This is a genomic window from Saccharothrix carnea, from assembly GCF_003014735.1.
Taxonomy (GTDB): Bacteria; Actinomycetota; Actinomycetes; order Mycobacteriales; family Pseudonocardiaceae; genus Actinosynnema; species Actinosynnema carneum.
This window is the reverse complement of sequence record NZ_PYAX01000003.1, coordinates 184,253-197,507: the sequence shown is the minus strand read 5'-3', so window position 1 is coordinate 197,507 and position 13,255 is coordinate 184,253. Positions and strand designations below refer to the sequence as shown.

The 13,255-nt window shown below is 73.3% G+C and carries 10 protein-coding genes; 6 read left to right on the top strand and 4 right to left on the bottom strand.

Annotated elements, in window-relative coordinates:
* Positions 1-31: 31 nt before the first annotated feature.
* Positions 32-337, top strand: coding sequence for a hypothetical protein (locus tag B0I31_RS09165; RefSeq protein ID WP_106614911.1), 306 nt, complete (start codon positions 32-34; stop codon positions 335-337).
* 12 nt (positions 338-349) lie between these two features.
* Here the strand turns inward: B0I31_RS09165 and B0I31_RS09160 are convergent, their stop codons facing one another.
* Together B0I31_RS09160 and B0I31_RS09155 are read right to left on the bottom strand one after the other, a co-directional pair.
* Entirely contained in the window at positions 350-634 is a 285-nt protein-coding gene (locus B0I31_RS09160) for an Lrp/AsnC family transcriptional regulator (RefSeq protein ID WP_053718754.1), read from the bottom strand.
* A 43-nt stretch (positions 635-677) separates the two neighbouring features.
* Positions 678-2,381 carry a DEDD exonuclease domain-containing protein gene (locus tag B0I31_RS09155; RefSeq protein ID WP_106614910.1) on the bottom strand — a complete coding sequence of 568 codons (1,704 nt, stop codon included), beginning with the start codon at positions 2,379-2,381 and terminating at the stop codon, positions 678-680.
* 173 nt (positions 2,382-2,554) lie between these two features.
* Between B0I31_RS09155 and B0I31_RS09150 the strand changes: the two genes are divergently transcribed.
* The 4 genes from B0I31_RS09150 to B0I31_RS09130 all read left to right on the top strand — a co-directional run bounded on the left by B0I31_RS09150 (position 2,555) and on the right by B0I31_RS09130 (position 7,723).
* Entirely contained in the window at positions 2,555-3,904 is a 1,350-nt protein-coding gene (locus tag B0I31_RS09150; protein ID WP_181320073.1) for an NYN domain-containing protein, read from the top strand.
* Between the two features lie 299 nt (positions 3,905-4,203).
* Positions 4,204-5,247, top strand: a complete 1,044-nt coding sequence (locus B0I31_RS09145) for a C40 family peptidase (protein ID WP_106614909.1) — start codon at positions 4,204-4,206, stop codon at positions 5,245-5,247.
* Positions 5,248-5,317: 70 nt separating this feature from the next.
* Positions 5,318-6,583: a hypothetical protein gene (locus B0I31_RS09135; RefSeq protein ID WP_146173785.1), complete on the top strand. Its 1,266-nt coding sequence runs from the start codon at positions 5,318-5,320 to the stop codon at positions 6,581-6,583.
* A 9-nt stretch (positions 6,584-6,592) separates the two neighbouring features.
* The gene (locus B0I31_RS09130; RefSeq protein WP_106614906.1) at positions 6,593-7,723 is read left to right on the top strand and encodes a glycosyltransferase family 4 protein; all 1,131 of its coding nucleotides are present in this window, start codon (positions 6,593-6,595) and stop codon (positions 7,721-7,723) included.
* A gap of 5 nt (positions 7,724-7,728) precedes the next feature.
* Here the strand turns inward: B0I31_RS09130 and B0I31_RS09125 are convergent, their stop codons facing one another.
* Together B0I31_RS09125 and B0I31_RS09120 are read right to left on the bottom strand one after the other, a co-directional pair.
* Positions 7,729-10,626, bottom strand: coding sequence for an AfsR/SARP family transcriptional regulator (locus B0I31_RS09125; protein WP_181320072.1), 2,898 nt, complete (start codon positions 10,624-10,626; stop codon positions 7,729-7,731).
* A 322-nt stretch (positions 10,627-10,948) separates the two neighbouring features.
* Entirely contained in the window at positions 10,949-12,757 is a 1,809-nt protein-coding gene (locus B0I31_RS09120) for an AMP-dependent synthetase/ligase (RefSeq protein ID WP_106614904.1), read from the bottom strand.
* A 111-nt stretch (positions 12,758-12,868) separates the two neighbouring features.
* Between B0I31_RS09120 and B0I31_RS09115 the strand changes: the two genes are divergently transcribed.
* On the top strand, positions 12,869-13,249 hold the full coding sequence (locus tag B0I31_RS09115; protein WP_106614903.1) for a polyketide cyclase / dehydrase and lipid transport: 381 nt from the start codon (positions 12,869-12,871) through the stop codon (positions 13,247-13,249).
* Positions 13,250-13,255: the final 6 nt, after the last annotated feature.

Here is a 13,255-nt window from a genome sequence, read left to right as displayed (position 1 = left end):
CGTCGGAGAAGGCCCCGCACCCCGTTCACGGGTGCGGGGCCTTCTCGCGTCCTCGCCACGCCTCGGCCTGCCGCCGTTGCCGGTCGTGGCGTGGCCGGAGCCGTCCGAGGACGAGGAGCGGGACGTGTGCGCCGGTCTGCACTGGACGACGCGCGCCCTCGTCGGCTGGGCGGCGGGGCGTGCGTTCGCCCGGGTCGACGACGAACCGACCGACACCGACCGGGCGTGGGTGGGCGAGCACCACCGAGGCGCCGCCCAGCTGCACCGGGTCGACCCGCGCCAAGGCCTCACCGACGTCGACTACACCGCGCTCGCCGAGTTGTCGCGCGCGGCTTGACCCGGGGACCGGTCAGGCGTCTTCGAGGCCGATGGCGAAGGCCGCGTCCGTGTCGCGCTTCGAGTAGGACCGGAACGAGATGTGGGTGTCCGTGTTCAGCACGCCGGGCACCTTGGAGATGTGGCCGGGCACCAGGTCGGCGAGGTCCTCGTGCCGGGCGACCTTGACCAGGGCGATCAGGTCGACGTCGCCGGCGCACGAGTAGACCTCGGTGACGCCCTCGATGTCGGCGATCGCCTGCGCCGCGTCCGGGATGGTCTCGGCGGCGGCCTGGATCAGCACGATCGCGGTGATCACAGCGGTCCTCCACAAGTCGTCGGGGGTCTCGACCGACCACATGCTAGTGGCCCGCCACCCGGTACTGGTCGCGACCGGCCTCGGCGCGTGCCACCCACTCGCGCCACGCGCCGGCGGCGAACGCGGGCGACGTCCACGGGCGCTCGCAGTAGACCAGCCGCGTGCCCGGCCGGTCCATCCACCTCAGCACCACCCCGACCTCCTCGGCGGGCGCGCCGAACAGCGGGCCCTCGCCCGGTACCACCGTCTCCGCCGACGCCACCAGCGCGTCGACCACCGGCATCGGCCGCGTGCCGCGCCGCGCCACCCCGGCCGACGCCAACCGCCCGTGCCGCACCACGGCGAACTCCCACCCGCCGGACCCGTCCGGACGCGCGGCCACCACCTCGGGCAACGCGGCCAGGCCCGCGAGCCGCTGCGCCCGGTCCAACGAGCGCACCAACGACGACATGCGGTCACGGCGGGTGGCCGCGTCCTCGAACCGGTGGGCCAGCGCGAGCGCGTCGATCTGCGCGGTCAGCCCGCGCAACGGCGCCACATCCGCCCCGGCCACCAGCTGCCGGAACGCGGAAACGGCGGGGGAGTAGTCGTCCACCGACTGCCGTCCCGCGCACGGCGCCTCGCACCGGCCCAGCTCGAACAGCGCGCACGGCGTGGCGGAGGCGTTGCGCGCCGGGATCCGCATCGAGCACGCCCGCAGCGGCACGGCCTCCAACATCGCCTCCAGCGCCGTCTCGGCCAACCGCCGGGACCGGAACGGGCCGAGCGCACCCTCACGCGGCGTGCGGACCACGGAGAGGCGTGGAAACGCCTCCTCCGTCAGCACGAGCCACCACGCCTGCCCCTGGTTCTTGGAACGGCGGTTGTAGGCGGGCTTGTGCGCGGTCAGCAGCCGCAGCTCCCGCACCTCCGCCTCCAGCGGGTGCGCGCACTCCACCGCGTCCACCCGTACCGCCAGCGAGACCATCTCCCGCAGCCGCTTGCGGCCCTCGCTCGCGGTGAAGTACTGCCGCACCCGTCGTCGCAGGTCGGACGCCGTGCCGACGTACAGCACCTCCTCGGACGGCCCGCGGAACAGGTAGACGCCGGGGGTGGACGGCAGGTGCGAGGCGAGCGTCCGCTTGCGCCGCTGCGCCGGGGTCACCTCGGGCAGGTAGGCGACCAGCTCCTCCAGCGAGTGCACGCCGACCGACCCGACCCGCTCCAGCAGGTGGTGCAGCACCTCGACGGTCGCGCGGGCGTCGATGAGCGCCCGGTGGTTCGGCTGCACGGACACGCCGAACAGGTGGGCCAGCGCCGAGAGCCGGCAGCTGGGCGCCTCGTCCCGGCTGAGCACCCGGCGGGCCAGCTTCACCGTGCACACGACCGTCGGCTTGGGCCACGTGTACCCGTGCCGGGCGCAGGCGGCCTTGATGAACCCGACGTCGAAGCCGGAGTTGTGCGCCACCAGCACCGCGCCCGCGGCGAACTCGAGGAACGCGGGCAGCACCGTGGCGAGCCGGGGCGCGCCGGTCACCATCAGCTGGGTGATCCCGGTCAGCGCCACGACCTGCGGCGGGATGCCCCGCTCGGGGTCGACGAGGGTGCCGAACTCGCCGATCACCCGCCCGCCGCGCACCTTCACCGCACCGATCTCGGTGATCGAGTCCTCGTCCGCCCGGCCGCCGGTGGTCTCCAGGTCGAACACGACGAACGTGGTCTCGCGCAGCGGTGTGCCCAGTTCGTCGAACGTGAGCTGAGTAGTCATCGCCGCGCACCGTAGCGACCACCACCGACAGTGTTGGATTGCGCCGCCTCCGGCGTCGCGGGCGAGGTCGCCTGGAAGTCGACCTCGCGGGCGAGGCCCACGGGATGAGGTGCGGGTGCGGAGCTGCGGTGATCGAACACAGCGGCGCAATCCAGCACAGCTAGCCTGTACGGGTGCAAGACCCGATCGAGCCCCCGGATGGCGTCGACGACCTGGAACCCGCCCAGGCCGTCGAGTCCACTGTGGACTGGTCTGCCCTGCCCGAGGCGCTGCGCGCGCGGCTCGCGGAGTTGAGCGCGGACGCGTTGGGGGACTTGGCGAAGGTGGACATCCCGCAGTCGCTGCGGGCGGTCGCGCGGTTCGCGCCGACCAAGCGGGCGCGGCTGGGTGCGCCGGCGCTGATCGGCGGGTTGAAGTCCTCGGCGAACTTCCGGGCCGCCGTCGTGGAGTGGCTGCGGCGCAACCGGCCGGCGGTGCTCGAGGTGACCTCGCCCGACCCGGTCGCGGCGGGCGCGGCGGCGATCCTGCAGGGCGAGGAGGTCGCGTCCCACTTCATCGAGCTGGTCGGCAGGCGCGCGGCGGACGCGGCGCTGCGGTCCGAGCGGGACCTGGCCGTGCAGCGGGCCGAACGGCTCGAGGTGGAGCTGGAGCGGCTCAAGGCGGAGCGGGCCGAGGCGGGCGGTGCGGTGGACAAGATCCGCGAAGCCTCCGAGGCCGAGCTGGAACGGTTGCGCAAACGGTTGCGCGAGCAGGGCGTGCGGCTGCGCGAGGCCAAGGACCGGGCCGAGTCGGCGGCGGTCGAGGCGGAACGGGTGCGCGCCGAGGCCGAGGCGGAGCTGCGCAGGCTGACCACCGAACGGGACCGCGAACGGGAACGGGCCGAGCACGAGCGCGCCAAGGCGCAGCGGGCCGAGTCGGACGCCGAGGTGGCGCGGCAGTCCGCCAAGGAGGCGCGGCAGGCCGACGAGGTGCGGCTGGCCCTGCTGGTGGACACGCTGGACGGCGCGGTGAACGGCCTGCGCCGCGAGCTCGCCCTGGGTGGCGCGGGTCCGCGGCCGGCGGACCTCGTGCGCGGCGCGAGCGCGGCGCAGGGCGCGGTCGGCCGGGTGGAGGACCCGGCGGCGTTGGACCGGCTGTTGGCGCTGCCCGCCGTGCACTTGATCGTGGACGGCTACAACGTCACCAAGACGGGCTACCCGGAGCTGTCGCTGTCGGACCAGCGGGACCGGCTGGTGCACCAGTTGGCCGTGTTGGCGGCGCGCACCGGCGCGGAGGTGACGCTGGTGTTCGACGGCGCCGGCGTGGTGGCCGTGCCGACGTCCGCGCCGCGCGGGGTGCGGGTGTTGTTCAGCGATCCGGGCGTGCTGGCCGACGACGTGATCCGGGCGCTGGTGACCGCCGAGCCCGAGGGCCGTCCGGTGGTCGTGGTGACGTCCGACCGGGCGGTGGCCGATTCCGTCCGGCGGCGGGGTGCGCACCCGGTGCCGTCGGCGGTGCTGTTGGCCCGCCTGGGCCGGGTGTGACGCAGATCGTGTTTTTAACACCACCGGCGGTCACACGGCCAGGTCACAGCTAGGCCGTTCGGGATCAAAGGTGAACTCGCCGTGATTTCACTGCCCCGCTAGTGGACTCCGGGGCTCACTTTTCGTAACCTGGCCGAGATCTCGCGGCGGGCAGTGGTCCAACCTGGGCCGCGACGCGGGTTCACCGCCGAATCGGCCTGTCGGGGAGCCGAGCCGGGAATCTCGCAACATGAGGTGTGTCGGGCCGCGTCACGCGCCCGACCGGCAGGCGGGTTCAGACGAAGGAGACACACGCGACTGTGGCGTCGCAACGACTCAAGCGCGGCCTGCGCGGGGCGATGGCGGCCACGGCGGTGGCCGCTGCCGCGGTGGGCGTTCTGCCCGTACCCGCCGGAGCTCAGCCGAACACCCCCGCGAACGCCTCCGAGGCGCTGAAGAAGTACAACGAGCTCGCCGAGCAGGCGACCAAGCTCAACGAAGAACTCCTGCGCGCCGAAGAGCAGCGCGATGCCAACCAGGTCGAGCTGGACAAGGCCAACGCCGACCTGGCGCAGGCGACCCAGGCGGGCGACCAGGCCAGGGCCGACGAGGAGACCTTCCGGGTCCAGGTCGACAAGCTGACCGAGGCGTCGTTCGAGGGCGCGCGGTTCAACCAGCTGTCGGCGCTGCTCGTCTCCGACTCCCAGCAGGACTTCCTGAACCGCATGTCCGCGCTCGGCGTGCTCGCGTCGGACAACAACGAGTCCCTCGAACGGCTCTCCGGCGCAGTCGACGCGGCCGAGGACGCCCGGCAGAAGGCGGCCGACGCCCAGGGTCGCGCACAGGCCGCGACCGACGAGGCGACCAAGATCGCCGACGACGTCAAGAAGCGGCAGACCGAGCTGCAGGGCCAGATCACCGAGGTCCGCAACCAGCTCAACCGGCTGACCTCGCAGGAGCGCACCACGCTGACCAACACCGGCCCGAAGGTCACCGCGACCAACGTGCCCGCGGGCGCGGCGGGTGTGGCGCTGCAGTTCGCGCTGGACCAGCAGGGCGACATGTACCTGTACGGCGCGACCGGCCCCGACCGCTGGGACTGCTCCGGCCTGACCTCGAAGGCCTACGCCTACGCCGGGGTGACGATCCCGCGCACCTCCGGCGGCCAGGCGGGCGCCGGGCGCCCCGTCACCCGCGGCGAGGTCCAGGCGGGCGACCTGATCATCTACAACGGCGGCAACCACGTCGGCATGGCGGTGGACAACGCGCGGGTCGTGCACGCGTCCACGGACGGCGTGCCGGTCAAGGTCGTACCGTTGGAGAACCCCGGCAGCATCTACGCGATGCGGCGCATCGCGGGCTGACCGGGCTGACAACCGTCGCTCAGCAGGGCCATCCTTCACGGGGTGGCCCTGCTGATGACTTTGGAGGCCCGTGAGCCGCTTCAGGGTCGTGCTGGCCGCGCTGGTGGCCGTGACGTTCCTCGTCGGACTGGTCACGGCCGTCGTCCCGGCGACCCCGACGGCGCCCTCGGCCTCGGCCGACACCGCCGCGGCCTCCCGTGCCGACGCCGTCCGGGCGCTGCTCGAACGACGCGCGCGGGCGGTGCTGGACCGTGACGAGGTGGCGTTCACCGCGGACCTCGACCCGCTGGCCGACGCCGGGTTCCGGCAACGGCAGCGCGACCTGTTCCGCAACCTCTCCGCCGTGCCGCTGGCCGAGTGGGAGTACCGGTTGGACGGTGAGGTCGACCTCGCCGCGCTGGACCTGCCCGCCGCCGACGACGCCTGGGCGCCCGGGGTGCGGCTGTCGTACCGGCTCGGTGGCGTGGACGTGGCGCCGAGCGGCCAGGCCATGGCCTACCTGTTCACCCGGCGTGACGGCCGCTGGTACCTCAACTCCGACACCGCGCTGGAACCGCTCGGCAAGCGCACCTGGCGCGGGCCGTGGGACTTCGGGCCGTGCCAGGTGCACTCCGGCACCGGCGGGTTCGTGCTGAGCCACCCCGGCGGCGAGGTGCTGGCCGCACGGGTGCTGGACGAGCTGGACGACGCCGTGACGGCGGTGACCGAGGTGTGGGGCCAGGCGTGGGCGCGGCAGGTGGCCGTGCTGATCCCGGCGAGCCCGGCCGAGATGGTCGCGCTGGTCGGGCCCGGGTTCGCCACCGGTGCGATCGCGGGTGTCGCGGTGGCGGACGGGGTCGACCAGGACACGCACACGGCCCGTGGCCAGCGCGTGGTGCTGAACCCGGACAGCGCGGGCGCCTTGTCGCCGTTGGCGTTGCGGGTGCTGCTGCGGCACGAGATCACGCACATCGCGGCGCGCGGCGAGACCGTGGACGGCGCGCCGATGTGGGTGCTGGAAGGGTTCGCGGACTACGTCGGCTACCGGCGCAGCGAGGTGCCGCTGCGCAAGGCCGCACCCCTGCTGGCCGCGCGGGTGCGGGACGGGTTGCCCGCGGCGCTGCCCTCGGACGCCGACTTCCGCGGCGCCGGGATGGAACTGGCCTACCAGCAAGCGTGGTCGCTGAACCTGTACCTGGCGTCGTCGCTGGGCGAGCCGGGGTTGGTGGCGCTGCACCGGCGGCTGGCGCGGGTTCGGGCGTCCGAAGTGGACGGCGTGCTGCTGGAGGTGACCGGCGGGGACACCGCGGCCCTGGTGCGCGGGTGGCAGGAGTTCCTGCGGCGGTCGTTCCCGTAACGTGGTCGCGTGCGTCGGACCCTGCTGGTGACCAATGACTTCCCGCCGCGGCCCGGTGGCATCCAGGCCTACCTGCACGCGTTGGCCGTGCGACTACCCGAACTCGTGGTGTACGCGCCGTCGTGGGAGTCGTCGTCCGGCTCGCACCCGGAGTTCGACGCGGCGCAGCCGTTCGAGGTGGTGCGGCACCCGGGGACGTTGATGCTGCCCACGCCGGACGTCGTGCGGCGGGCGTCGGACATCCTGCGTGGAGCGCGCTGTGACGCCGTGTGGTTCGGGGCGGCGGCGCCGTTGGCGTTGATGACGTCACGGCTGCGTGCCGCCGGTGCGTCGCGGGTGGTGGCGTCCACGCACGGGCACGAGGTCGGGTGGTCGATGCTGCCGGGCGCGCGGCAGGCGTTGCGGCGCATCGGGTCGGACGCGGACGTGGTGACGTTCGTGAGCCGGTACACGCGGTCCCGGTTCGCGGCGGCGTTCGGTCCGCTGGCGGCGTTGGAGCACCTGCCGTCCGGGGTGGACACCTCGGTGTTCGCGCCCTCGGCGTCGGCGCGGGAGGAGATCCGCGCCCGGTACGGGTTGGGCGACCGGCCGGTGGTGGTGTGCGTGTCGCGCCTCGTGCCGCGCAAGGGGCAGGACGTGCTGGTGCGGGCGTTGCCGGAGATCCGGCGGCAGGTGCCCGACGCGGCGTTGCTGCTGGTGGGCGGTGGGCCGTACCGGGGGACGGTGGAGCGGCTGGCGGCGTCGGTCGGGGTGTCCGAGCACGTGGTGCTGACCGGGTCCGTGCCGTGGGAGGAGCTGCCCGCGCACTACAACGCCGGTGACGTGTTCGCGATGCCGTGCCGGACGCGGGGGCGCGGGCTGGACGTCGAGGGCCTGGGGATCGTGTACCTGGAGGCGTCGGCCACCGGGCTGCCGGTGGTGGCGGGGCGTTCGGGCGGTGCCCCGGAGACCGTGCGCGACGGTGTGACGGGACGCGTGGTGGACGGTCGTGAGGTGACGGAGGTGGCCAACGCCGTCGCCGCCCTGCTGGCCGATCCCGGCACCGCCGCGAAGATGGGCGCCGCGGGCCGTGAGTGGGTCACCGGGCACTGGCGCTGGGACGACCTGGCCGACCGCCTGGCCGGCTTGATCGACGCCTGAGCGTTCTACGTTCGGGCCGGGTCGTCGCCCAGGGCTTCGTGGATGGCGGTCAGCTCGGTGCGGGCCAGGCGTTCGGTGATGCGCAGGCCCAGCCGGGACGTCAGGGTCACGGCCTGGTCGGCCAGGGACCTCGCCTCGGCGGTCTGGCCCAGCAGTCGGCGCACGGCCGCCAGGCCGACCAACGCCCGCGCCTCGCCCGGCAGGTAGCCGATCCGGCGTGCCTTGGTCAGGGCCTGCTGGAACTGCTCGTCGGCGGTGCGCAGGGAGCCGAGGCCGCGGTTCGCCGAGGCCATCACCACCAGCACGTTCGTGGTGATCCGCTGGTCGCCGTCCTGGCGCAACTCGGCCAGCGCCCGGTCGGCCAGCTCCAGGGCCTCGGCGTGTTCGCCCAGGTCGAGGCGCACGGACGCGATGCTCTCCAACACCCGCGCGGCGGCCTCGCGGAAGCCCGCCTCCGTCGACAGGCGCAACGCCTCGGACAGGTGGCCGAGCGCGCGCTGCGGCTCGCCCATGAGCTGCGACGCCACGCCCAAGAGCGTCAACGCGGTGATCTCGCTGCCCCGCAGCCCGTGCTCCACGCTGATCGCCAGCGCCTCGCCGAGCAGGTCCACCGCCTCGGCCAGCTCACCGGTCTCGATCGCCAGCACGCCCAACCCGGTCAGCACGCCCGTCTCACCCGACCGCGGCCCGCCGGTCTCGCGCTTGAGCGCCAGGCACGTCTCCAGGTCGTTGCGCGCCGACGCCAGGTCACCCGCCTCCAGCCGCACCACGCCGAGGTTGCCGAGCACCTCCGCCTCCGACGCCAGGTCGCCGGACATCCGGTGCAGCTCGACCGACCGCGTGTAGTGCGCGACGGACGTGTCGAAGTCGCCGAGCCGCCAGTGCAGCGTGCCCAGGTTCTGGTGCATCGCCGCCTCGCCCGCCAGGTCGCGCTGCTCGTGCGCGGCGTCCAACCCGTACCGCGCGGTCGACAGCCACTCGGTGACGTGCTTGCCGATCCACAGGTAGCCGCGCAGCCCGTCCGCCAGCCGCCACGACATCGCGGCCGGACCGCGTTCGGCGGCCGACCGGATCGCCGCGGTCAGGTTCGCCCGCTCCGCGTCCAGCCACGCCCGCGCCTGCGCCGCCGTCTCGATCCGGGGCAGCCGCACCGCCCGCCCGGCCGGCGTCGGCAGCCGCATCAGGTCCGGGTACAGCAGCTCGGCGCAGTGGTCCACGGCACGCACGTAGAACTCCAGCAGCCGCACCCGCGCCGCGGCCACGTCCTCGTTCCCGGCTTCGGCCATCCCGGCGGCGAACCGGGCCAGCTCGTCGTGGAACGCGTACCGGCCGTTGTCGGCGCTCACCATCCGCGCCGCGGTCAGCCGGCCGAGCAGAGCGGCGGCCTCGGTCACGGTCAACTCGGCCGCGTTCGCCGCTGCCTCGGTGCTGAAATCCGGCCCCGGAACCACGCTGAGCAGCGCGAACAGCCGTCGCGCGGCAGGGCTGAGGGCGGCGTGCGCCAGGTCGAGCGGGTGGCGGTCGCCCAGCCTGTCCAGGTACCGCGCCACCGAACCGCCCGCCACCGACGCCGCCGCGATGCGCAACGTCAACGGCAGGTGCCCGCACCGCCGCGCCAGCTCGTGCGCCGCCTGCCCGGACCGCTCCAGCAGGGCCAGCGACTCGTGCGGCTCCAGCACGTCCAGCCCGACCCGCCGGGCGCCGTCGACGGCGATCAGCCCGCGCAGGTCGTCCCGGCTGGTCACCAGCACCGGGCAGCTCGCCGCGCCGGGCAGCAGGGGACGTACCTGGTCCGGCGCGGCGGCGTTGTCCAGCACCAGCAGCATCCGCCGACCGGTCAGCAGCGACCGGAACAGCGTGCTCTGCTCGTCGGAGTCCACCGGGATCTGCTCCGGCGGCACGCCCAGCGCCCGCAGGAACCGGGTCAGCACCTCCACCACCGGCGTGGCCGGCCCCGACGCGTACCCGCGCAGGTTCACGTACAGCCGACCGTCCGGGAACCGGTCGCGCAGCCGGTGCGCCACGTGCACCGCCAACGCCGTCTTGCCCACACCCGGCACGCCGGTCAGCGCCACGATCGGCACCGCGGTGCGCGGCCCGTCCGGCGCGATCAGCCGGGAGATCCGGTCCACCAGCCCGTCCCGGCCGACGAACCCGGGCACGTCCGGCGGCAGCTGGTCCGGCACGTCCGGGTCGGCCCGTTCGGCGGGCGCGGCCAGGCTCGGGTCGCCGATCAGGATCGCCTGGTGCAGCTCGCGCAGCGCGCCGCCCGGCTCGATGCCCAGCTGCTCGCCGAGCAGCCGGTCGACCAGCCGGAACGCCTCCAGCGCCTCGGCCTGCCTGCTGCCCCGGTACAGCGCCACCATCAGCTGCGCCCAGAACCGCTCCCGCAGCGGGTGGTCCGTGGTCAGCGACCGCAGCACCGGCACCAGCCGCTCGTGGTTGCCCAGCGCCAGCTCGACGTCGTTGTGCTCCTCGTGCACCACCAGCAGCCGCTCGGCCAGCCGCGGCACCTCGTGCTCCCGCAACGCCTCGGACGGCACGTCCGACAGCGCCGGGCCGCGCCACAGGCCCAACGCCTCGGCGTACAGCTCGGCGGCGTCGGCCAGGTGCCCGGACTGGGCGGCCTGCCGGGCCAGGCCCGCCGTGGTGGTGAACCGGTGCACGTCCACCTGCTCCGGCGGCACGACCAACCGGTAGCCGTCCGAAGTGGTCCGGATCAGCGACGGGTCGCCCAGCAACTGCCGCAGCCGCATGACGTAGGTCTGCAACGTCCCGCGCGTGCGGGCGGGCGGGTCGCCGCCCCACAGGAACGAGACCAACTCACCAATTGAGACGACCCGGCCGGCGCGCAGTGCCAGGGCAGCCAGCAGCGCCCGGTGCTTGCCCGCCCGAACGGGCACCGGTTGACCCTGTATCCGCACTTCAAGCGGGCCGAGAAGGCCGAACCACGGCCCAGCGCCCATCCGTTTGCGTCCCCTCGTTCCGCCTCGCCGTGACACAGCCTAAGGCGGGCGCTGACGGCACGAGTCATCGCCGCGTCAGCGATACGACAGCGCGCTCCGGCACTCTATGAATCGTCCCGGTTGGGGGACCGGGACAACAAAACTTCTCGGGTCCGCGTCAGCGGATACGCGATCACTGGGGGTCGAGTGGCCCGCACTTCGGTGCGGGCCACTCGTCTTATTCCGTCCCGAATGGTCACCGGGCGTACCCGGCGGACCTTCAGCTCGTGTAGATGGCTTCGATGTCCTGCTTGAAGGTGCTCGCCACGACCGACCGGCGCAGCTTCAGGCTCGGCGTCATCTCGCCGCCCGCCTCGGTGAAGTCCACCGGCAGGATGCGGAACTTCTTGATCGCCTCCGCCTTGGACACCGCCTGGTTGGCCTCGTCCACCGCGGCCTGGATCTCGGCGCGCAGCACCTCGTCGTCCACCATCTCGGCCACGGTCGCCGAGGCGGGCTTGCCGTTCTGCTCCTTCCACGCGGGGAAGAACTCCGGGTCGATCGTGATCAGCGCGCCGATGAACGGCTGCGCGTCACCGACCACCATGCACTGGCTGATCAGCGGGTGGGCGCGGAGCCGGTCCTCCAGCACGGCGGGCGAGACGTTCTTGCCGCCGGCGGTGACGATGATCTCCTTCTTGCGGCCGGTGATCTTCAGGAAGCCGTCGGCGTCGAGCTCGCCGAGGTCGCCGGAGTGGAACCAGCCGTCCTCCAGCGACTCCGCCGTCGCCCGCTCGTTGTTCCAGTAGCTGCGGAACACGATGTCGCCCTTGATCAGGATCTCGCCGTCCTCGGCGATGCGGACCGAGGTGCCGATCACCGGACGCCCCACCGTGCCGACCCGGAACGCCGCCGCCGTGTTCACGCACGCCGCCGCACTGGTCTCGGTGAGGCCGTAGCCCTCCAGCACCGGCACGCCGATACCGCGGAAGAAGTGCGCCAGCCGCTCACCCAGCGGCGCGCCGCCGGACACCGCGTTGGTGCACCGGCCGCCCAGCGCCGCCTGGAGCTTGCTGTAGACGAGCTTGGCGAACAGCGCGTGCTTGAGCTTGAGGCCCAGGCCCGGCCCGCCGGCGTCCAGCGCCTGGCTGTAGGCGACCGCGGTGGCCTCGGCGGCGTCGAAGATCTTGCCCTTGCCCGCCGCGTGCGCCTTCTGCTTCGCGCCGTTGTAGACCTTCTCGAACACGCGCGGCACGGCCACCACGAACGTGGGCCGGAACGACTGCAGGTCCTCCACCAGGTTCTTCACGTCGGCCGTGTGACCCATGGTGACCCGCGTGTAGACGCCGCACACCGACAGGGCGCGGGCCAGGATGTGCGCCAGCGGCAGGAACACCAGCAGCGAGTTGCCCGCCTGCATGAGCTGCGGGAACGCGGTGATCCCGCCGCGCACCTCGGACAGCAGGTTGCGGTGGGTCAGCTCGCAGCCCTTGGGCCGGCCGGTGGTGCCCGAGGTGTAGACGATGGTCGCGGTGTCGTCCGCACCGACGACCTTGCGCCGGGCGCGCGCGTCGTCGTCGGACACCGAGGCGCCCAGCGCGGTCAGCTCGTCGATCGCGCCCGCCGCGTCACCGGAGGGTCCGTCGATCTGCCACACGTGCCGCACCTCGGGCAGCCCCGCCACCACCGAGTCGACCGTGGCGCGGTGCTCGGAGGTCTCCACGAACACGGCCTTGGCCGAGGAGTCGGACAGGATCCACTCGACCTGCTCGGCCGAGGACGTCTCGTAGATCGGGACCACGACGCCGCCGGCGTGCCAGATGGCGAAGTCGAGCAGGGTCCACTCGTAGCGGGTCTTGGACATCAGGCCGATCCGCTCACCCGGCTGCAAGCCCGCCGCGACCAAGCCCTTGGCGACCGCGAGGACCTGCGCGGCGAAATCGCGGGCGGTGACGTCCACCCACGTGCCGTCCACGCGGCGGCGGAAGCTGACGGCGTTGCCGAAGCGCTCCGCGTTCGCCCACACCATGTCGGTGAGGTTCTCCTCGGCGGCCACAGTGGTGGTGGCGGGGACGCTGAACTCGCGCACGTCGACCTCCGGACGTTGTTTGTTACCGGTGGGGAAACTTAGCCTGTGATTCCGGCGATACACCAGGCCGGCCGGTGTTTCCGTAACCGTGTCGTGGCACTCTTCCCACTCGTGCCCAGTGTCGACGTGGTGGACGAGACGTTCCTCGCAGTGCCTCCGGCCGTGGTCGCCGCCGCTTTCGCGCCGCCCGCCGCGTGGACGCGGTTCTGGCCCGACCTGGCCCTCGACGTCTACGCCGACCGGGGTACTGAGGGGTTGCGCTGGACGGTCGGTGGCGCGTTGGTCGGAACGATGGAGGTGTGGCTGGAGCCGGTCCTCGACGGCACCCTGCTGCACTACTTCCTGCGTGCCGACCTCCCGGGCGGTGCGTCCGACCGGCGAACCCGGCGCGAGGTGCGCCGCCGCCAGTTGGCCGCCAAGCAGGTGTCACTCGGCCTCAAACTGCTCTTGGAGGACGGTCGGCCGCCTGGTGTGGCGCCCGTGCTGCCGTAGATTTGG